This window comes from Desulfogranum mediterraneum DSM 13871, from assembly GCF_000429965.1.
GTDB lineage: Bacteria > Desulfobacterota > Desulfobulbia > Desulfobulbales > Desulfobulbaceae > Desulfogranum > Desulfogranum mediterraneum.
Genome location: NZ_AUCW01000016.1, coordinates 127,576 through 148,711, shown reverse-complemented (window position 1 = coordinate 148,711; position 21,136 = coordinate 127,576). Strand labels below are relative to the sequence as shown.

17 protein-coding genes are annotated in these 21,136 nt (G+C 61.7%); 9 read left to right on the top strand and 8 right to left on the bottom strand.

Annotated elements, in window-relative coordinates; genetic code table 11:
* Positions 1–70: 70 nt before the first annotated feature.
* From G494_RS0108630 to argB, 6 genes are all read right to left on the bottom strand, one after another.
* Positions 71–1,138: a fibronectin type III domain-containing protein gene (locus tag G494_RS0108630; RefSeq protein WP_153305808.1), complete on the bottom strand. Its 1,068-nt coding sequence runs from the start codon at positions 1,136–1,138 to the stop codon at positions 71–73.
* Positions 1,139–1,142: 4 nt separating this feature from the next.
* A complete protein-coding gene (gene argH / locus G494_RS0108625; protein ID WP_028584213.1) occupies positions 1,143–2,534 on the bottom strand; it encodes an argininosuccinate lyase in 1,392 nt (463 codons plus the stop codon).
* A 4-nt stretch (positions 2,535–2,538) separates the two neighbouring features.
* Positions 2,539–3,735: an argininosuccinate synthase gene (locus tag G494_RS0108620; protein ID WP_028584212.1), complete on the bottom strand. Its 1,197-nt coding sequence runs from the start codon at positions 3,733–3,735 to the stop codon at positions 2,539–2,541.
* 208 nt (positions 3,736–3,943) lie between these two features.
* Entirely contained in the window at positions 3,944–4,855 is a 912-nt protein-coding gene (gene argF / locus G494_RS0108615) for an ornithine carbamoyltransferase (RefSeq protein WP_028584211.1), read from the bottom strand.
* 232 nt (positions 4,856–5,087) lie between these two features.
* Positions 5,088–6,284: an aspartate aminotransferase family protein gene (locus G494_RS0108610; RefSeq protein WP_028584210.1), complete on the bottom strand. Its 1,197-nt coding sequence runs from the start codon at positions 6,282–6,284 to the stop codon at positions 5,088–5,090.
* The gene (argB, locus tag G494_RS0108605; RefSeq protein WP_028584209.1) at positions 6,281–7,165 is read right to left on the bottom strand and encodes an acetylglutamate kinase; all 885 of its coding nucleotides are present in this window, start codon (positions 7,163–7,165) and stop codon (positions 6,281–6,283) included. The genes G494_RS0108610 and argB overlap by 4 nt, the downstream gene beginning before the upstream one ends.
* A 234-nt stretch (positions 7,166–7,399) precedes the next feature.
* Here argB and lptA point away from each other — a divergent pair, with 234 nt between their 5' ends.
* From lptA to G494_RS0108585, 4 genes are all read left to right on the top strand, one after another.
* The gene (lptA, locus tag G494_RS0108600) at positions 7,400–7,930 is read left to right on the top strand and encodes a lipopolysaccharide transport periplasmic protein LptA (RefSeq protein ID WP_051305541.1); all 531 of its coding nucleotides are present in this window, start codon (positions 7,400–7,402) and stop codon (positions 7,928–7,930) included.
* The gene (lptB, locus tag G494_RS0108595; RefSeq protein WP_028584207.1) at positions 7,930–8,661 is read left to right on the top strand and encodes an LPS export ABC transporter ATP-binding protein; all 732 of its coding nucleotides are present in this window, start codon (positions 7,930–7,932) and stop codon (positions 8,659–8,661) included. The genes lptA and lptB overlap by 1 nt, the downstream gene beginning before the upstream one ends.
* A 71-nt stretch (positions 8,662–8,732) precedes the next feature.
* Positions 8,733–10,187, top strand: coding sequence for an RNA polymerase factor sigma-54 (gene rpoN / locus G494_RS0108590; RefSeq protein WP_028584206.1), 1,455 nt, complete (start codon positions 8,733–8,735; stop codon positions 10,185–10,187).
* Between the two features lie 11 nt (positions 10,188–10,198).
* Entirely contained in the window at positions 10,199–10,642 is a 444-nt protein-coding gene (locus tag G494_RS0108585; protein WP_028584205.1) for a PTS sugar transporter subunit IIA, read from the top strand.
* A 486-nt stretch (positions 10,643–11,128) separates the two neighbouring features.
* On the opposite strand, the gene G494_RS0108580 is transcribed toward G494_RS0108585, so the two are convergent.
* Both G494_RS0108580 and G494_RS0108575 read right to left on the bottom strand, forming a co-directional pair.
* The gene (locus G494_RS0108580; protein WP_028584204.1) at positions 11,129–12,478 is read right to left on the bottom strand and encodes a class II 3-deoxy-7-phosphoheptulonate synthase; all 1,350 of its coding nucleotides are present in this window, start codon (positions 12,476–12,478) and stop codon (positions 11,129–11,131) included.
* Positions 12,471–13,049: a type I restriction enzyme HsdR N-terminal domain-containing protein gene (locus G494_RS0108575; RefSeq protein ID WP_028584203.1), complete on the bottom strand. Its 579-nt coding sequence runs from the start codon at positions 13,047–13,049 to the stop codon at positions 12,471–12,473. Before G494_RS0108575 ends, G494_RS0108580 begins: the two co-directional genes overlap by 8 nt.
* A 218-nt stretch (positions 13,050–13,267) precedes the next feature.
* Here G494_RS0108575 and G494_RS0108570 point away from each other — a divergent pair, with 218 nt between their 5' ends.
* The 5 genes from G494_RS0108570 to G494_RS0108550 all read left to right on the top strand — a co-directional run bounded on the left by G494_RS0108570 (position 13,268) and on the right by G494_RS0108550 (position 20,870).
* Positions 13,268–14,695, top strand: a complete 1,428-nt coding sequence (locus G494_RS0108570; protein ID WP_051305540.1) for an efflux transporter outer membrane subunit — start codon at positions 13,268–13,270, stop codon at positions 14,693–14,695.
* 24 nt (positions 14,696–14,719) lie between these two features.
* Positions 14,720–15,946 carry an efflux RND transporter periplasmic adaptor subunit gene (locus tag G494_RS22600; RefSeq protein WP_084456588.1) on the top strand — a complete coding sequence of 409 codons (1,227 nt, stop codon included), beginning with the start codon at positions 14,720–14,722 and terminating at the stop codon, positions 15,944–15,946.
* A gap of 3 nt (positions 15,947–15,949) precedes the next feature.
* Positions 15,950–19,075 carry an efflux RND transporter permease subunit gene (locus tag G494_RS0108560; protein ID WP_051305538.1) on the top strand — a complete coding sequence of 1,042 codons (3,126 nt, stop codon included), beginning with the start codon at positions 15,950–15,952 and terminating at the stop codon, positions 19,073–19,075.
* A gap of 338 nt (positions 19,076–19,413) precedes the next feature.
* Positions 19,414–20,115: a class I SAM-dependent methyltransferase gene (locus G494_RS0108555; RefSeq protein WP_051305537.1), complete on the top strand. Its 702-nt coding sequence runs from the start codon at positions 19,414–19,416 to the stop codon at positions 20,113–20,115.
* A gap of 95 nt (positions 20,116–20,210) precedes the next feature.
* On the top strand, positions 20,211–20,870 hold the full coding sequence (locus G494_RS0108550; protein ID WP_161629961.1) for a TenA family protein: 660 nt from the start codon (positions 20,211–20,213) through the stop codon (positions 20,868–20,870).
* Positions 20,871–21,136 lie beyond the last annotated feature (266 nt).

Below are 21,136 nucleotides of genomic sequence, written 5' to 3'. Positions count from 1 at the left end.
GAGAGGGACCCTCCCGGCTGCGGTCCTCTGCCCCCCTGGCGCCTGGCCAGGGGGGAGAAAGCTGCCGGGATCAGTTTTTAATGGTGATCTCCTTGGTGCTCCTGCTCTCATTGGCAGGAGTCCGGTTATCGATACTGGATACCGAGTAATGGAGACGAGCCGCATCCTTGGGAGGCTGCCGGTCGATGAACATGGTGTAGGGCAGCAGCACCTCACCGGCCAGCTGGGGGGCCGAGTCGCCGGGCAGCCGGCGATAGACCCGGTAGCCCTTGAGGTCCTTGGCCTTGACCGGACTCCAGAAGACCTTGATCCCCACCGGGGTCTTCACCCCGCGCAGGCCGCTGGGCGGAGGCGGAGGGGTGGAATCCACCGGGGTGGCGGCGACACCCTCGCTGACTCCGCCGCCGACGATATCCTCACCATAGAGGCTCACCACCTGGATCTGGTAGAAATACTTGCGGCCGTTGACCACATCGCGGTCGGTGTAGCTGGTGGCCTGGAGGGCATCGCCCAGCGGGGCGAACTCGGCATTACCGCTGCTGCGGTAGACCTGGTAGCGTACCGGCACGGTCAGGGGAGAGCCGTCCAGGTTGCTGCTCACCGGCTGCCAACGCAGGGTGGTGCTGCCGTCACCGGCGGTGATGCTCACCCCTGCCGGGGCCTGGGCCGGGGTGTTCCAGAGAAAGCGGACCACATTGGAGTCCGCAGACTCGGCCCACCAGCCGGATTTACTCCGAACCTTGAAGAAGTAGAGGTTCCCCGGGCGCAGCAGGGTGGCCTGGTAACTGGCGGTCTTCTTGCCCTCATCGGGCAGGGCGCCTCCGGGCAGGGAGATGGGCGGGCCAAAGGGGATGGGGCAGGTTTCGCAAAAAGAATCCACCGGAACCACGGCCCGATACATGACAAACTCGGAAATATCGTAGAGATCGTCCCCGGTCACGGTCTCGATGGGATAACTCCAGTAAAGGGTTACCCCCTTTTCACTGAGCTGATGCCGCAAGTCGGTCACCGCCTGGGGCACCACCTGCTGGGGCGCCACCGGCATATCCTTGTAGCCACAGCCTCCCAGGACAAGAACGCCCAGCAGAAGTACTGTGCAGCCAATGTCGATCGTGAAAGATTTCCTGCGTCTGATCATGGTATTATCCCAAGTATTTTTCCGCCTGATCCAGGGCCTCTTGCACCCGGACCAGCGCTGTGCCGCCGGGGGAAACCCGACTGTTCACCGAGCCGTCAACGGTCAAGACCTCAAAGACATCAGGCTCCAGAAGTTCTGAGAATTGCTGGAGTTCGTCCAGGGTCAGGTCAATCAGTTCGATATCGCGGTCCTGGCAGTGGGCCACGACCTTGCCCACCACCGAGTGGGCCTGCCGAAAGGGCATGTTCTTGCAGACCAGATAGTCGGCCAGATCGGTGGCGGTCATGAAACCGCCATGGGTAGCCCCCTGGAGCCGTTCCAGGTTGAACTCGGTGTTGTCCAGGAGCTCGGCAATGATGGAGAGGTTGGCAGTGACCGTATCCAGGGCGTCGAACACCGGCTCCTTGTCTTCCTGGAGATCCCGGTTATAGGTCAGGGGCAAGCCCTTGACCGTGACCAACAGTGACATCAGGGCCCCGGTCACCCGGCCGCTCTTGCCGCGGATCAGCTCCGGGATATCCGGATTCTTCTTCTGGGGCATGATCGAGGAGCCGGTACAGTAGCGATCGCCGATGCGGACAAAGTCAAACTCCTTGGAGGACCAGAGGACCAGCTCCTCGGCCAGGCGGCTGAGGTGGATCTGGACCAGGTTGAGGCAGAACAGGAACTCCAGGGCAAAGTCACGGTCCCCGGAGGCATCCATGGAGTTGGCGCTGATGGCCGGAAAATCCAGTTCCTGGGCCGCAAAGTGACGATCCACCGGCAGGCCGGTGCCGGCCAGGGCGGCAGAGCCCAGGGGCATGACATTGATCCGCCCCAGGCAGTCCTGGAGCCGCTCCCGATCCCGCTTCAGCATCTCAAAGTAGGCCAGGAGGTGATGGGAGAGCAGTACGGGCTGGGCCCGCTGCAAATGGGTGTAGCCGGGCATGACCGCACCCAGGTACTTGCGGGCCAGCCGGACAAAGGCGCCCTGCCCCTCGGCCAGGAGCCCGTCGAGGAGCACGACCTGATCGCGGAGATACATCCGAAAGTCCAGGTTGACCTGATCGTTGCGGCTGCGGGCGGTGTGCAGCTTGGCGCCGGCGGCACCGATCCGGTCGGTCAGGGCCTTTTCGATGTTCATGTGGACATCTTCCAGCTCAGGCTTGAACTCGAAACGCCCCTCGCTGATCTCGGTCTCGATCTCGCTGAGTCCGTCGACGATGGCCGTGCACTCCTCGGCGGAGATCAGGCCCTGTTTGGCCAACATCCGGGCATGGGCCTTGGAGCCCATGATGTCCTGGCGATAGAGCCTGGCATCGTAGTGGATGGAGGCGCTGAACTCTTCCACCGAGGCGGCGGTGGCTTCAGCGAAGCGGCCGCCCCAGAGTTTTTTAGGTGTATCCTGTTGAGCCATGGTATTATTTCCGATTCAGCGCCTGGATCTGCAGCCGCAGTGAATTTAAACGAATAAAGCCGTTGGCATCGGCCTGGTTATAGACCTCGTCCTCTTCAAAGGTGGCAAAGGACTCGGAGTAGAGGGAGTTGTCCGACTTGCGGCCCACGGGAATACAGTTCCCCTTGTAGAGCTTCAGCCGTACCGTACCGTTGACCGTGCTCTGGGCGTCGTCCATGGTCTTCTGGAGCAGCTCCATCTCCGGAGAGAACCAGAAGCCGTTGTAGATCAGGGTGGAGTAGCGGGGCACCAGGGAGTCGCGGATGGCCAGCACCTCACGGTCCAGGGTGATGGACTCCAGGTCGCGGTGCGCGGCCCTCAGCACGGTGCCGCCCGGGGTCTCGTAGACCCCCCTGGACTTCATCCCCACGAAACGGTTTTCCACCAGGTCCAGTCGACCGATGCCGTTCTCGCCGCCCAGGGTGTTGAGCCGCTTCATCATGGCCACCGGACCCAAGCGTTCGCCGTCGATGGCCACCGGGGTACCCTGTTCAAACTCCATCTCGATATAGGTCGGGGTATCCGGGGCCTTCTCCGGAGAGACCGAGAGCTTGAACATATCTTCGTCCGGCTCATTCCAGGGATCTTCCAACAGACCGCCTTCAAAGCTGATGTGGAGCAGGTTCTCGTCGGAGCTGTAGGGGTTCTTCTTGGTCACCGGCACCGGGATGCCATGCTCCTTGGCAAAGGCGACCAGCTTCTTGCGGGAGTTGAGGTCCCAGATCCGCCAGGGGGCGATGATGGTCAGCCGCGGGTCCAGGGCCAGGTAGCCCAGCTCAAAGCGGACCTGGTCGTTGCCCTTGCCGGTGGCCCCGTGACTGAGGGCATCGGCGCCCTCTTCCCGGGCAATCCTGACCTGCTCCTTGGAAATCAGCGGCCGGGCCAGGGAAGTACCCAGAAGGTATGAGCCCTCATAGACGGCATTGGCCCGGAAGGCGGGAAAGATGAAGTCACGGACAAACTCCTCCTGGAGATCGGAGATGATCACCTTCTCCGCGCCGGTGGCCATCCCCTTCTTGCGGACCGCATCCCAGTCCTCCTGCTGACCGATGTCTGCAGCGTAGGCAATCACCGGGCATTCATATTCCTCACTCAGCCACTTTAAGATAACCGAGGTGTCCAATCCGCCTGAATAGGCGAGTACGATCTTATTTACAGTCATAATCTCTACTATGGGTAAAATAATGGCTACATTGAACGGTTGCTTTTCTGACCAGGCCCCGGCTTATGGCGCGAACCTCTTCCTCGGCATATCAGGGATATGCCTGCGGAAAGACTCCCCCATACCTTGAACCCGATCGAAAAATCTCGTCTCTCAAAGTACCCTGATAACAAAGGCCGGTTCTCCCCGGAGAGCACCCTACAGCTGCTCAGCCGACAAAGTGCTCCAGGATGGCCTTGTGAATATGCATCTTGTTCTCTGCCTGGTCAAAGACCACGCTCTGGGGCCCCTCCAGGACCTCCTCGGTGATCTCTTCTTCGCGGTGGGCAGGCAGACAGTGGAGGACGATGGCATCACCCTTGGCCCCTGCCAAGAGCCGCTTGTCCAGCTGATAGGGCGCAAACAGCTTGGCCCGCGCCTCCTGCTCCTCTTCCTGGCCCATGGAGGCCCAGACATCCACGTTGACCACATCGGCATCGGCAATGGCCTCGGCCGGATCACGAACCAGGACAATGGGTTTGTCGGCCCGCTCCTGGGCCCGCTTGAGGATCTCACCATCGGGATCAAAACCTTCGGGACAGGCCAGGGTCAGGGAGAAGCCCAGGACCGAGGCCGCCTCAATCCAGGAGTTGGCCATGTTGTTGCCGTCGCCGATCCAGACCACCTTCAGGGGAGCCAGGGCGCCCTTGTGTTCGATAACCGTCATCATATCGCTGAGGATCTGACAGGGGTGATGAAGGTCGGTCAGGGCATTGATCACCGGCACGCCGGAGTAGCGGGCCAGTTCTTCCACGATCTCCTGGCCAAAGGTGCGGACCACGATCCCGTCCACGTACCGGGCGAGTACCCGGGCGGTATCCTTGAGCGGTTCGCCGCGACCAAGCTGGGAGTCCTTGCTGGACATGAAGATGACCTTGCCGTCCAGGCCGTACGTGGCCGACTCAAAGGAGACCCGGGTGCGGGTGGACGGTTTGTCAAAGAGCAGGCAGACGGTTTTCCCGGCCAGTTGCTGCTGCCGTTTCCCTGCCTTGCTTTCGCCCTTGAGCTCGATAGCCCGATCAATCAATGCCTGCAGTTGCCGGCCACTGAACGCTTCCAACGCCAATAAATGGTCACTCATCTCTGTCCCCTCTGCTCCGGGTATGCTGCGGCAGCGGTGTCCTGCACGGATGCTCTCCTTCCAGTGTCCTCCGCGTACCAAGTAAAAATTCTAATTGATACAAAAAAACACCGTTTTTGCAAAGAGATTTTCGCGTTATCCCGGGTTGCTGGCCTGGATAGCCGCCTTTTCCGGGCCCTTGCCCGGCCCGGCGCCTGCCCAGGGGCCGCAGAGAGGCCCCCTTAAACGACCATCAGCCCAGCTCTGCCAGCACCTCGGCCAGCTCCGCGATCAGCTGATCGATCTCTGCACGACTCACCACCAGGGGCGGGGCAAAACGGAGCACCGTATTACCGGCAAAGTTAATCACCATCCCCCGCCCAAAGAGGCGCTGGACGATCTCCCCGCCGTGGGCAATGCCCTCCTCGGTCAGGATCAGCCCCAGGAGGAGCCCCTGTCCACGGACCCCGCTGGCCAGGACGGGAAAACGGGCGGCCAGTTCGTTGAGCTTGCCGCTGAAGTAGGCGCCTGTCTGCTGCACCCCCTCCAGAAATCCCGGGGCCAGCATCTCCTCCAGGACCGCCACCGCGGCCGCGGCCGCCACCGGGTTGCCGCCAAAGGTTGAGCCGTGGGTGCCCGGCACCAGGGAGGCGGCGATCTCGTCGGTGGTCAGCAGGGCCCCCAGGGGCAGGCCGTTGGCCAGGGCCTTGGCCGAGGTCATGATATCGGGAACCACCCCGGTCTGTTCATAGGCAAAGAGGGTCCCGGTCCGCCCCATCCCGGTCTGGATCTCGTCAAAGATCAGCAGCAGGCCGTGCTGATCGCAGAGATCCCGCAGGGCCTGGAGGTACTCGTTGCCCAGGGGGAGCACCCCGCCCTCGCCCTGGAGGGGCTCACAGAGGATGGCACAGGTCTGGTCGCCGATCAGCTGCTCCACCTCTCCCGGGTCGCCGTAGGGGGCATAGCGAAAGCCCTGGGGCATGGGCTCGAAGCCCTGGTGAAACTTGGGCTGGGCCGTTGCCGCCACCGTGGCCAGGGTGCGGCCATGGAAGGAGCCGGTCAGGGAGATGATCTCGTAGCGCCCCTCACCGCTGTGGATCCGGGCCAGCTTGATGGCCGCCTCATTGACCTCGGCCCCGGAGTTGGCCATGAAGACCCGGTCGGCAAAGGTGTTGGCGGTCAGGAGCTCGGCCAGTTCGATCTGGGGACGGGTGTGAAAGAGGTTGGAGACATGGACCAGGGAGCGGGCCTGGGCCACCACCGCCTCGGTGACCCGGGGGTGACAGTGACCCAGGGAACAGACCGCGATCCCGGCCAGAAAATCGAGATATTCCCGGCCATCTTCATCCCAGAGCCGACAGCCCTGCCCCCGGACCATGGTGGCCGGAAACCGGCTGTAGTTACCGACAAAGACCTCTTCCCCCCGTGCTACCCACGCTGCGTTACTCATGCCACTATCTCCGTACCAATCCCTTCCGGGGTAAATATCTCCAATAATATAGCGTGTTCCTGCCGACCATCCACGATATGGGCCTTCCCCACCCCTGCCTCCAGGGCCGAGCGGCAGCAGTTGACCTTGGGAATCATCCCGCCCTGGATCACCTCGCCGTCGATCAGACCATCGATCTGGTCCTGGCGGATGGTGGAGATCAGCTTGCCGTCGCCGTCCTTGACCCCCTCCACATCGGTGAGCAGGATCAGCTTCAGGGCATCGAGCTCGGCGGCAATGGCACCGGCCACCAGGTCGGCATTGATGTTATAGGCCTGGCCGTCCTCACCGACCCCCACCGGGGCGATCACCGGGATAAAATCCTGCTGATCCAGGGTGGAGAGGATCTCGGGATTGACCTTGGTCACCTCGCCGACCCGGCCGAGATCGATCAGTTCCGGGGGGCGATCCACGCCTTCGGGCTTGGAGTGGAGGGTCAGCTTCCGCGCCTGGACCAGGTCGCCGTCGCGGCCCGAGAGGCCCACGGCCTTGCCGCCGCAGTGGTTGATCAGGCCGACGATCTCCTTGTTGACCTTGCCCACCAGCACCATCTCCACCACATCCATGGTCTCGCCGTCGGTGACCCGCATCCCCTGGATATAGCTGGGGGTCACCTGCATCTTCTCGAGAAAACGGTTGATCTGGGGTCCGCCGCCGTGGACGATCACCGGATTGATCCCGATATATTTCATCAGCAGCACATCAAGGGCAAAGTTGCGTTTCAGCTCCTCGTCCACCATGGCGTGGCCGCCATATTTAATCACCACGGTCTTGCCGTAGAACTCACGGATATAGGGCAGCGACTCTACCAGCACCTTGGCTTTGACAATACCTTCCTGCATTGTTTTTCCTTTGTTGAAGAAACCTTGTTCATCGGTATAATAGTCGGACAATTTAGATTTTCTACTGTACCCATGCTGCACACGGGTGTAAATAGTTCTCTGTTCAATTGAACAACCGGCTCAGAGCTCCGGGTAACTTCTTTACATTTCCCGGGAAAGCAGGTAGGCTTACTTGCAAAAAGTAAACCTGAAAACAAAAAATATTCTTTTTATTCCTATAGCTTGAGGTCTACCATGGAGAGCACCATCAGGAGGCTGGCAGACAAACTGACCATCCTGGCCTTTGCCGCCCTTATCAGCCTGGGCGGGGCAACCGCCCAGGCCGCAGACGATGCCCCGATCCATATCGAAGCCGACCGGATGATCTCCCAGGAGGCGGAAAATTCGGTGGTCTTTCTCGGCAACGTGGACGCCAAACAGGGCGATGTCACCATCCGCTCCGAAGAGATGACCGTTTATTACTCCCAAAAAACCGACAAATCAGGTAAAAAGAGCTCAAACCAGGTCAAAAAGCTGATCTGCAAGAAAAATGTCGAGGTGGTCCAGGAGGACTGGGTCGGCACCGGCAACCGGATGGACTACTTTGCCGGCGACCGCAAGGTGATCCTCTCGGGCAACGCCAAGGCCTGGCAGGGACAGAACATGGTCTCCGGCAAGACCATCACCTACTACCTGGATGAGAAGCGCTCCATCGTTGAACAGGATCCTGCCAAATCCGGCCGGGTCAAGGCGGTACTCCATCCCGATGCGGACAAGAAGAAATAATGAACGGTCCTGCCCTGCTTGAGACACGCAACCTGGTCAAGGAGTATCGAAGCCGCCGGGTGGTGGATCAGATCGATCTCCAGGTAAAAAGCTCCTCGGTGGTCGGCCTGCTGGGGCCCAACGGGGCCGGCAAGACCACCACCTTTTACTCCATTGTCGGCTTTGTCCGCCCCACCAGCGGCTCCATTCACCTGGACGGCAAGGACATCACCTCCCTGCCCATCCATAAACGGGCCGAGCGGGGCATCACTTACCTGGCCCAGGAGCCCTCGGTCTTCAAGAAGCTGACCGTGGAGGAAAACGTCCGGATCGTCCTGGAACCCCTGGGCATTCCCAAGAACGAGATCCGCAACCGGATCCGGGAGCTGATGGCAGAGCTCAAGATCGAGTACCTTGCCGAGAACAAGGGGCATGCCCTTTCCGGCGGCGAACGACGGCGGGTGGAGATCATGCGGGCCCTGGCCACCCGACCCCGCTTCATCCTCCTGGACGAACCCTTTGCCGGGGTGGATCCCCTCTCGGTGGCGGATCTTCAGCAGATCATCCGGGATCTCAAGGAAAAGGGACTGGGGGTATTAATCTCAGACCATAACGTCCGCGAGACCCTCCAGGTCTGCGACTTTGCCTATATCATGAACAGCGGCAAGGTCCTGACCAGCGGCGTGGCCACCGATATCATCGAAAGCGTGGTTGCCCGTAAGATGTATCTTGGTGATAACTTTCAGATGTAGGCAGGGTGGACAACGCTAACAGGGATCCGGATCGATCCGGCGCCCCAAGCTCTCTCAGGTAACAGGCAGACATGGTACTGGAACTCAGACAAAGCCTTAAGCTGGCACAAAAACTGGTAATGACGCCCCAGCTGCGCCAGGCCATTAAGCTGCTGCAGCTCGGTCGTCTGGAACTCACCGAGGCCCTCCAGGCCGAGATTGAGCAGAACCCCATGCTGGAAGAGGCCGCACCGGAACCCGTGCAGCCGACCAACCCCGAGGCCCTCTCTGCCCCGGAGAACACCGAAGTCAGCGAACCGGTGGTCACCACCCAGGTCCCCGGCGACGGCGCGGCCACGGTCTCCGAGGTCAACTGGGAAGACTACAGCAACAACTTTGATGCCGACTTCTCCTTTGCCCGGGAGACCCCGCCCGCCGATGCCCCCTCCCAGTTTGACTTTATCTCCAGCGCTCCGGGCCTGGAGCACTTTCTGCTCTGGCAGCTGACCCACCTCAAGCTGGAGCCCGCGGACATGATCCTGGCCCAGTTCATCCTGGGCAACCTGGACGGCCACGGCTTCCTGGATGCCGAGATAGCGGATATCTGCAGCAACTGCGAGTGCAGCCCGGAGGAGGCCGAAGGTGTGCTGCGGATCGTCCAGAGCCTGGATCCACCCGGGGTGGCTGCCCGCGACATCAGGGAATCCCTGCTGCTCCAGCTGGATCGACGGGGCTACTACGACACCCTGCCCTACCAGATCGTCGAGCAGCACATGAACCTGCTGGAGACCCGCAACCACATGCTGCTGGCCCGCCAGACCGGGGCCACCATCCGCAAGGTCACCGAGGCGGTGGCCGTTATCCAGGAACTGATCCCCTTTCCCGGCAACGAGTTCAGCAACGAGCAGACCAACTACATCACCCCGGATGTCTACATCTACAAGATCGGTGAAGAGTTCGTGATCCAGCTCAACAACGACGGCCTGCCCCGGCTCCAGGTCTCTGAAGAGTATGTCCATCTCTTGAAGCAGCGCAAGGAGCTCCCGGCCGAGTCCAAGGGCTACCTCAGGGAGAACAAACGCAACGCCGAGTGGTTCATCCGTTCCATCGAGCAGCGCCAACGCACCATCTACAAGGTCATGGAGAGCCTCTTAAAGTTCCAGCGGGATTTTTTCGAACACGGACCGGGTGCGATGAAGCCGCTGATCCTGCGAGATGTTGCCGAAGATATCGGCATGCATGAATCCACGGTCAGCCGGGTGACCTCCAACAAGTATGCCCATACCCCCCAGGGCATCTATGAACTGAAATACTTCTTCAGCACCGCCGTGGCCACCGGCAACGGCGACGCCGTGGCCGCCGAAGCGATCAAGAACCGTATCCGCCAGCTGGTGGCGGCCGAGGACCAGACCAAGCCGCTGAGCGACAACAAGATCTCCCAGATGCTGGCCGAAGAAAAGATCAAGGTGGCACGACGGACCGTGGCCAAATATCGTGATCAGCTGAACATCCTGCCGGTCAAGCATCGGCGTAAGCCCAGAAAATAGAGCGTCTGCCAATGCTCCTCTTCAACAAAGAATCCATCCTCCTCGACATGGAGGCCACTGCCAAGGAAGCCGCCCTGCGGGAACTAGCCCAGCTGGCGGCCGACCAGTATCCCTCCCTGGACAGCCAGACCCTCTATACCATTCTCCAGGAACGGGAACAGATCGGCTCCACCGGGGTGGGCAACGGGGTGGCCATCCCCCACGGCAAGGTGGAGCATCTCCCCGGAATCATCCTCCTCTTTGCCCGCAGCCGCCAGGGTGTCAGCTTTGATGCCATCGACAAACGCCCGGTCTACCTCTTTGCCCTGCTCCTGGCCCCGGCCGACATTGCCGGCGAATACCTCAGGGCCCTGGCCCATGTCAGCACCATCCTCAAAGAGCCTGAAAACCGGCACCGTTTGCAGTCCTGCAGCTCGACCGACGAGATCCTCCGCCTCTTCGACCACAGCGGCTGAAGCCGTCCAGCCGTCCCTGATCTCCTGATCTCCTGATAAAGAGAAGGGGGCTCTCCGAATCTCCCTGGCCATGAGCCGGGGGGCTCTCCCCCCCTCAGTCATTGCTTTTTTGCCTGTCATTCCCGCGCAGGCGTGCGTCCACTCTTGAAAGAACCACAAGGCACCCCTGGAAATACAGCATCGCCAAAAGGCAAGAAAACTGGACCCGGAGAAGAGAGGTGCCCCCATTGGATCCAGATCAGGCCTTACTGCAAGGACCTGGATGCCCGCCTCCGCGGGCATGACGGAAATAATGCGAACCTGAAGCTGAGGTTCAATATCCAGAGCGAGATTTCTTGAGTCTTTGAACAGGTAAGCTTAGATCCCAACCTTGTTGTCCTGGGAGGCGAGCTGCCCCCCTCCTGGAAAACAGGGATAGAGCAAAAAAGAACCCCGCAGGGAAAACCCTGCGGGGTTGAGAGAAGGCGCGATCCGCTGACCTGGGACCTACGAGGTCCTGATCATCTCGGCGATCTGGAAGGCCATCTCCAGAGACTGCTCCGCGTTGAGACGCGGATCACAGGTGGTCAGATAGCGCAGCCCCAGCTGCTCGTCGGAAAGCTGACGGGCGCCGCCAATGCACTCGGTGACATCATCGCCGGTCAACTCAAAGTGCACCCCGCCCGGGACAGTGCCCTCGGCCCAGTGCAGTTCAAAGAAGCAACGCAGCTCAGAGAGAATATTTTCAAAATCCCTGGTCTTATGGCCGCTTTCCGCGGTAAAGGTGTTGGCGTGCATGGGATCGCAGCACCAGAGCACGTTCTTGCCGGCTGACTTCACCGCCCGCAACAGGCCGGGGAGGTGTTTTTCAATCTGGCCGGCCCCGAAACGGGTGATCAGGGTCATCCGTCCGGCTTCATTTTCCGGATTCAGCCGATCCAGGATACGCAACACCTCATCGACATCATGGTTGGGCCCGATCTTCATCCCCAGGGGATTGTTGATCCCGCGGAGGAACTCGATGTGGGCACCGTCCAGCTGACGGGTGCGGTCACCGATCCAGAGCATGTGGCCGGAGCAGCCATACCAGCCGCCCTCGATGGAATCTTCCCGGGTCAACGCCTCTTCATAGCCCAGAAAGAGGGCCTCGTGGGAGGTGAAGAACTGGGCCTGCTTCATCTGGGGGATATCGGTGGAGATGCCGATGGTCTCCATGAACTTAAGGGCATGGCTGATCTGCTTGGCCAACCGGTCATAGGAGCGGCCCATGGGAGACCTCTTGACAAACTCCTGGTTCCAGGCATGGACCCGATGCAGCGAACTGAACCCGCCCCGGGTAAAGGCCCGCAGCAGGTTGAGGGTGGCGGCGGACATGTTATAGCCCTTCATCAGCCGCTGGGGATCAGGGATCCGGGCCTCCAGGTTTGGCTCGATCGAGTTGGCCATGTCACCACGGTAACTGGGGATCTCCACCCCATCGACTATCTCGGTATCACTGGATCTGGGCTTGGCATACTGCCCGGCGATCCGCCCCACCTTGACCACCGGCTTGTTACCGGCATAGGTGAGGATAACCGCCATCTGGAGCAACACCTTGAGTTTCTCACGAATATTGGGGGCCGTACAACGGGAGAACTCTTCCGAGCAGTCGCCGCCCTGGAGCAGGAAGGCGTCCCCCTGACTTGCCTTGCCCAAAAGGGTCTTCAGGTCCCGGATCTCGCCGGCAAAAACCAGGGGCGGCAGGGTGGAGAGGGCGTCGATCACCTCGTCATATTGTGCCTGATCCGGCCAGTTGGGCTGCTGTAGGGCCGTATATTGCTGCCAACTGGATTTTGTCCATTCTTTCTGATCACTCATTGTTGGTTCCATTATGCTTACACTTACTGTCCGCACAGCAGATTTCCTCGTCAAAGACGTTTAAAATCCGCAATGCCCTTTCACGTTGTTTGCCATCCAGGTAGGGTTCGAATGGATACTCCTGACACAGGGTCTCGGCCTGAAGTCGATCCGGAATAGAGGCCATGCCGGTTCCCAGGACCTTACCGGTCCGGGTATCAAGTAGTTCGGCGTCTCGTCCATTGGTGACCACAGCCAGGGGGATGCGATAGTCTGGTTCAAGAATCCTGGCCGCAGCAATGGCGGCCTGCTCTCTGGTCACCAGCGAGCCGGGACCATAGCGGAGGATAAACAAGCGCCTGCCCTTGACCCGTACTGCCAGTTCGACCAGGCTCTCCACCTGCTTTCCGTTGAAATCAGAGATAATCTTCAGGCGCGGTTCCAGGGCCGAACGCTCATAGCCCAGGTCCTCGACCAGCATCCTGGCCAGATCCTGACGAATACGTTCATCATCGGTATCCACCAGTTCTTCACCGCTCAGATAATCGTGGAGTACACCATAGACGAGGTGATGTCCGGAGGTATCAATCATAGTATGCTCCCTGGAAAACAGTACACTGCGGCTCATCGCCGGGAGCGCCGCCCCTTTGCCAATTGCTATCTCCCAGCTGCTCTGTTAAAATATTTTAACCTGAGCGGGATAGGGAACCTCAGTGCCCAGGTGATACATGTTTGGGGCAGCAACTGCTTAGTCAATCGTATACAGCCTTTTTTGTCAATCATCAAATGACGGAACCTCTCTGCAATAGCATGTATACACGTTATTTTCTCCTGCTCCTCAGCTGCCTGCTCGGCAGTTGCACCCCATTTCACCAAGCCCTCAACCAACCGGCGGCAGGTCTGGTCCCGGCGGACTACCAGCTCTACACCAGGGACTATCCTGAGACCGTGCCCTGGTGGCAGAGCTTCAACAACCCCGAGCTCAACCGGCTGATCAGCAGCGGCCTGCAACACAACTTTTCCCTCCACCAGGCCTGGGCCCGACTGAGCCAGGCCAGGGCCCTGGCCCGCAAGAGCGAGGCCGAGCTGTTGCCGTCACTCGACGCCAGCGCCGGAGCCGCCCATAATCGTACAGGTGGCAGTGACCAGCAGGATCGAGGCCGGGATGACTTCTCCCTGGGCCTGAGTGCCGGCTATGAACTCGATCTCTGGGGACGACTCCACGCTCTGGAGCGCAAGGCAAAGCTGGATGTCCAGGCCAGGCGGGCGGATGTCTCCAGCGCAGCCCTCAGCCTCAGCGGTCAAATTGCCGAGACCTGGCTGGAACTGATCAGCAGTCGCCGCCAGGGGGCCCAGCTCAGGGAACAACTGGGACTGAACCAACAGCTCCTGGAACTGATCGAATATCGATTTTCAACGGCCCAGGCCAGTGCCCTGGACCTCTACCAGCAGAACCAGACCATTGCCCGGATCAAGGGCGGTCTGATCACTGCCCAGGGTCGAGAGCAGACCGCCCTCCACCAACTCTCGGTGCTCAGCGGCCGTCCTCCGGAGGCTGCCATCAAGGCCCAACAGGCTAGCTTTCCGGAGGTCTCGCCCACCCCGCCCGGAGGGATCCCGGCCGACTTGCTGAGCCAGCGGCCGGATATCCGGGCAGCAGGGCTGCAGCTCCGGGGGGCGAACTGGAGCATCGCCGCTGCCCGGGCTGATCGACTGCCCCGTCTCCGTCTCAACGGTGAATTCTCCTCCAATGCAGGCGTGCTGGAGTCGCTCCTGGACAGCTGGCTGCTCCGCCTGGCTGCGGGCTTCACGGCCCCGCTTTTTGACGGGGGGAGCAGGGAGGCCGAGATAGAGCGGGCCCGGGGCCAGGCCGAAGAGCTCCTGGCCGCCTATCGGCTCTCGGTGCTCCGGGCCATCCAGGAGGTGGAAGATGCCCTGGTCCTGGAACAGCAGCAGCGGAAAACCATTGCCAACGTAGAGCAACAGATCAGCCTCACCAAGATGGCCTACCGGGAGGCCACCTGGCGCTACCTCAACGGCCTCAACGACTATCAGCCGGTACTCCGGGAGCAGATCAACCTGATCGCGGCCCAGCAGGAGCTGATCATCGCTCAAAGAAATCTCCTTTTGGCCAGGGTGGCCCTGCACAGGGCCCTGGGGGGCACCTGGACAGACAGCCTCTCCCCGGACCCGTCCATGTCCATCTCCACCGCCCGCCCAGGGACACCCGACCACTAACCATATGAAACAACGAGCTATACCTTGAAAGACAATCTCGCCCCATCGCCCCCTGTCCAGCCGGACACCCCCACACCCAGACGGACAGGTGGACAGCGTCTGCTCGCCGCCGCCCTGGTGGTGCTCGTACTCCTGGCCGGCCTGGTCGCGGCCTGGGCCATCCTCCACAGCAGCCCCAAGGCCAGGCGCAGCCCCCCGCCCCGCCGGCAGACCCCGGTGGCGGTCCAGGAGGTCCGGGCAACGACCCTGACCCCGGAGCTGACCACCCTGGGCACGGTCCTCAGCTCCCGCCGCCTCTCCCTGGCACCGGCCATCTCCGGAACCGTGCTCTGGCTCAACCCCAAGCTGATCCCGGGCGGCCGCCTCCGCAAGGGGGAGCTGGTCCTCAGACTCGATGACCGCGAGTATCAGCTGGCCCGTGCCCGGCGCCGCAACCAGTTGGAACAGGCCAGCATGGACCTGCGCCTGGAGCAGGGCAGTCAGGCCGTGGCCCGTCGGGAGTACCAGCTCATCCAGCAGCTCTCAGAGACCGATCTGAGCAAGGCCCCCCTGGACCTGGCCCTGCGTGAGCCCCAGCTGGCCAAGGCCAGGGCAGCCGAAGCCACCGCCCGTACCGAAGTCGCACTGGCAGAGCTGGACCTGGAACGCACCAGCCTTGTTGCCCCCTTTAACGGCCTGGTCCTGGAAAAGCAGGTGGCCCTGGGGGCACAGCTCAACCGCCAGAGCGTCATCGCCACCCTGGTCGGGACCGATCACTACTGGGTACGGGTCACCCTGCCCCAGGAGCAACTGGCCAAGATTCAGCTCCCCTCCCCTGGTCAGCCAGGTGCAGAGGTGCTGATCCAAGGCCTCGGCGATCAACAGGGCAGGCCCCCCCGTCGGGGGCAGCTCATCCGCCTTCTGGGCGAGGTGGACCCCGATGGCCTGCTGGCACGACTCCTGATCGAGGTGGACCAGCCCCTGGCCGCAGACGCGGGCCAGGCCCCCCTGCTGCTGGGCTCAACGGTCTCGGTCCGGATTCCCGCCCTGCCCCTGGAGAATGTCTTCCCTATCCCGCGAGGCGCCCTCCATGGCCCGGACACCCTCCTCATTGCCACCCCTGACCAGACCCTGGAGATCCGAACCGTAAACGTTGCCTGGCTCAACGGCGACCTGGCCTATGTGGCCCAGGGGCTGGAGAACGGCGAGCTGGTGATCACCTCGCCCCTGAGCGCACCGATCCCCGGCATGGAACTCGCCCTGGAGCCCTGAGCCATGAAGCTGGAGCCTGGAACCAATCCCGTAAAGACTCGACCAGGGGTGCCCGGCCAGGGCGCCATCCACTGGATGGCCACCAACCCGGTTGCCGCCAACATCCTGATGCTCTTCTTCCTTCTCGGCGGCCTCTACTGGGGGAGCCAGATCCGACAGGAGGTCTTTCCGGAATTTCAACGCGACGAGGTCCGGATCAGCGTCGCCTACCCGGGGGCCAGCGCCGAAGAGGTCGTGGACGGCATCATTCTGCCCGTGGAAGAGGCGATCTCTTCCCTGGAAGGGATCGCACAGGTCTACAGCTCTGCGCTGGAGGGCCGGGGGACGATCATTGTCGAGGCCCTGATCGATACCGACCTCCAGCAACTGGCCATCGATATCACCAAGGAGGTGGATCGGATCGACGCCTTCCCTGAGGATGCCGAAGAGCCCCTGGTCAGGGTGCCCACCAGGCGCCGCTCGGTCATCACCGTCATCCTCTCCGGAGAGCTGGGGGACGAGATCCTGAAACAGTCTGCAGAAGCGCTCCGCGACCAGCTCCAGCAGGACCCCCTGATCGCTCAGCTGGAGATCCAGGGGGATCGTCCCCGGGAGATCGCCATCGAGGTCAGCCGCCAGACCCTGCGCGCCCATGGCCTCAGCCTCCAGGAGCTGGCCCGACGGGTCCGCAGCGCCTCCCTGGATCTCCCCGGAGGCACGGTCAAGACCAAAGGCGGCCAGATCCAGCTGCAGATGAAGGAACGACGGGATCTGGGCCGGGAATTTGCCGCCATCCCGATCATCACCAGCAAAGATGGCGGCCAGCTGCTCCTGGGTGAGCTGGCCACGATCCGTGACGGTTTTGCAGATACGGACACGGCCATGCGCTACAACGGCAAACCGGCCCTGGGGATAGAGGTCTTCCGGGTGGGCGAACAGGGGCCCATCGAGATCTCCAGGGCGGTGCGTAACCATATCCGCGACCTGGGCCCCACCCTGGCCGAGGGACTGGAACTGGACATCGTCAACGACCGCTCCCTGATCTACCAGCAACGGCTCAACCTGTTGCTCAAAAACGGCTACCTGGGGCTGGTGCTGGTCTTTCTCCTCTTGGGACTCTTCCTGGAGCCCCGCCTGGCCTTCTGGGTGACCATGGGCATCCCGGTCTCCTTTCTCGGCTCCCTGCTCTTTCTCCCCTTTTTTCAGGTCTCGGTGAACATGGTCTCCCTGTTCGCCTTTATCGTCTCCCTGGGGATCGTGGTGGATGACACCATCATCATCGGCGAAAACGTCTACCGTCTGCGCCAGCAGGGCCACGCCATCCTGGATGCCGCCATCCTGGGTGCCCGGGAGATGGCCGCACCGGTGACCTTTGCGGTGCTGACCAACATCGTCACCTTCATGCCGCTCTACTTTGTGCCGGGCACCATGGGCAAGATCTTTCGGGCCATCCCGGTGGTGGTGGCCCTGGTCTTTATGATCTCTCTGATCGAGGCCCTCTTTGTCCTGCCTGCCCATCTGGGCCGGCAGCGCGCCCTGCCTGGAAAAATCGGCACCATCCTGACACGCTTCCAGGCCCGTATCAGTACAGCCCTCAGCCGCCTGATCAAGACGGCCTTTACCCCCATGATGGTCCTGGCCATGCGTTACCGCTATGTCAGCACCGCCCTGGGCTTGACCATCCTGCTGCTCAGTGCAGCCCTGATCCAGAGCGGGCGCATGGGCATGACCATGTTCCCCCGGGTGGAGTCTGACCGATCCTTTGTCTCCTTTAGCCTGCCCATAGGCATGCCCGTGGAAAAGACCCAGGCCACCCTGACCCTTCTGGTCCGGGCCGCACAGGAGGTCACAGCCCGACATGGCGACGACACCCTGGTCCAGGGGATCCAGGCCTCGTTCAACGATAACTCGGGCTGGGTCAAGGTCTACCTGACGCCCCCCCATGTCCGCCCCCTGTCCACCCGCGACTTCACCCGCCTCTGGCAGGAGCAGACCGGTCCCCTGCCGGGCCTGGAGTCCATCCGCTTCCGCTCCAACTTCGGGGGCCCGGGTTCGGGAGCCGGCCTCACCGTAGAGGTGCAGCATCGGGACCCGGCCATCCTCGAGCAGGTCAGCGCAAGGATGGTGGCCTTTCTGGCCACCTTTCCCATGGTCAGTGAGATAGAGGACGGCTTTGAGCGAGGCAAACAACAGTTCGACGTCCAGCTCAGCCAGGTGGGCTATCGCTTCGGCCTCACCCCGGACGGGGTGGCTCGACAGATCAGAAATTCCTACTATGGCCGGGAGGTACTCCGTCAGTTACGCGGCCGCGACGAGGTCAAGGTCATGATCCGTTCGCCCCTGGGAGAACGAAGCTCGCTGGACTCCCTGGAGCAGATGATGATCCAGACCCCGGAAGGAGGGGAGGTGCCGCTGACCAGCGTGGTGACCATCACCCCGGACCGGGCCCCCACCTCCATTGAGCAGCGTGACGGCAGACGGGTGATCGAGGTGACTGCCGATGTCAGCCCGCCGGAACAGAGCGACCTGATCGTCGAGGCCCTCAAGGCAGAGCTCTTTCCCAAACTCAGTCAGCACTATCCCGGGGTCAGCTTCTCCTTTGAGGGCAAGCAGGCCGACCGGCGGGCCTCCCTGGCCGCCCTGGGCCGGGGCATGATGGTGGCGCTGTTAATCGTCTACATCCTCCTGGCCGTGATCTTCCGCAGCTACAGCCAGCCGCTGATCGTGATGATGGCGATCCCCTTCGGCATTGTCGGGGCCGTGATCGGCCACCTGATCATGGGCTACTCCCTCAGCCTGGTCTCCTTCTTCGGAATCGTGGCCCTCTCCGGGGTGGTGGTCAACGATGCCCTGGTACTGATTGACCTGGCCAACCGTAAACGGTGCCAGGACCATACCGCCTATGCTGCGGTGATCAATGCCGCGGTCATCCGCTTCCGCCCCATCCTGCTCACCACCCTGACCACCTTTTTCGGGCTGCTGCCCATCATCTTCGAGACCTCCAGGCAGGCCCGTTTCCTGATCCCCATGGCCATCTCCCTTGGCTTCGGGATCCTCTTTGCCACGGCCATCACCCTGATCCTGGTGCCCTCGCTCTACCTGATCCTGGAAGATATCCTCCAACTTTTCCGTCCGCAAACCAGGGAGTGACGCGATCAGGCCCCTGTTGAGGGCGTGCACCCTCTGGGTTGCGTCCCCACCAGGACACCATCGGAAACGGCTATTGTCCGCTCAACAGCAAAAAGCTGCTTGACTTCCAACCGCCTGTTTTGTAACTGGTATTGCCTTGTTCAGAGAGCGATAACCAGGGCCGCTAGAGGGCCATCCCCGCAGTCCGGAACCGTCTGAACCAAGCGGTCCTCCCCCCTTCGGGACGCCGCCCCTGCACCATCCGGACGGGGTTGAAACGGAATCATCCCGGATCTCGAGCAGACAGAGCCGTCGCAATCAAGCGATTTAATTTTAATAGGATGCAAAGGAGTTGGAAGATGATAACATTTGATGATTATTCAGACCAGTACGATGCCTGGTTTCAACGGAATCAGGTGCTGCTGGAGTCGGAGCTCCGCCTGGTGGCCCATGTGCTGGGGGAGCGCCCCGGCAGGACCCTGAGCGTAGGCTGCGGTACCGGTCTGTTTGAACAGCTGCTGAAGTCCCAGTATGATATTTCCATCACCGAGGGTCTGGAACCCTCTGCAGCCATGGGCGAGATCGCCCGCAAGCGGGGGATGAGCGTGGCCGAGGCCGGGGCAGAGCAGATGCCCATGGCAGACGGCATCTATGACACGGTGATGTTCAACGGCTCGCCCGGCTATATCGGGGATCTGGACGCGGCCGTGGCCGAGGCCCATCGCCTGCTCAAACCAGGCGGCCGGGTACTCCTGATCGATGTACCTGCGGAGAGCTCCTACGGGATCCTCTACCGCCTTGGCGGTGCCTACGGCAGCTGGGACGATGAACGGCTGCGCGGGGTCTTGCCCGCCGATCCCTACCCCGTGGAACTGGCAGGCGGCGCCAACTGGCGGCCGACCCAGGACAAGATCGATGCCGCCCTCAAGGCCGGTTTCTCCGATCTCTCCTATGCCCAGACCCTGACCAGGCATCCCTGTTTTTCCGACACCACCCCCGAGGACCCCATCCCCGGATATCAGTCCGGTGATTATGTGGCGGTGTGCGCGGTCAAGGGCTAACCCCCCTGTCCAGCGGGAGAGGGCAGCAACAGCTCAGCCTGCGCTGCCCTCCTCTCTTTTCCATGAAAACCAGCGATAAGCCGAGAACCAAGGACATGAACCCTCCCTCCTTCTACCAGCGCTGCCTGACGGCCTGCGCTCCGGCCTGGGAGCAGGCGGCCAGCCACCCCTTTGTGGAGGGCCTGGCGGCCGGCACCCTCAGCCCTGCGCAGATGCGGTGCTACCTGATCCAGGACGGCCTCTATCTCCAAAATTATATCCGCGTCTGCCGTACCCTGGCCGAGCGTGCCGCCGATACGGCCGACCGTCGCCTCTTTGCCGACTCTGCATGCCTGTCGGAAGAGGCGGAGCTGGGAATACAGGCAGGGCTGTTCAAGGCGCTCCAGCTGAGCTGGGCCCCCGAGCCGCCCGGGCCTGCGACCAGCGCCTACATCCGGCAGGAGAGCGAGGCCGCCCACCACCCCTCTCCCCTGGTGGCCCTGGCTGCAGCCACCCCCTGCACCGTCCTCTATGCCGAGGTCGGCAGACGCCTGGCCATGCGCCCGGAAACGGCCGCAGCCGATCACCCCTTCCGCCTCTGGCTGGATCTCTATGCAGACCCCGCAGTCCAGGAGATGGCGCTCCAGTGGAGCTCCTGCCTGAATCGCTGGGCAGCTGCAGCAGAGGTATCTGCACAGCAGGAGGCCCTGGAGGCCTTTGCAGCCAGCGTCCAGTGTGAGCTGAATTTCTGGGAACAGGCCTGGCACCTGCGCTGAGGCCTCGCTTCCGGACACGCCGCAGGGACCCTTTTCCCTGCCTGGAGGTCGAGGCAGGACGAGCTGCAGCCCCTGAGCGAACTTGAGTTTTTCCCATCTTGTCCTATAGTAGACTCTAGTAGACTCTAGTAGACTCCAGGGCAGGAGTTCTGCAGATGGTCACGGGGATCTCATCCAGGTCATGCGCCTGCTGCCTCGCATCATCCCCAGCCCACTCTCGAGTCCCCTCATGGCAGACATGGCAGATATGGCAGATATGGCAGATC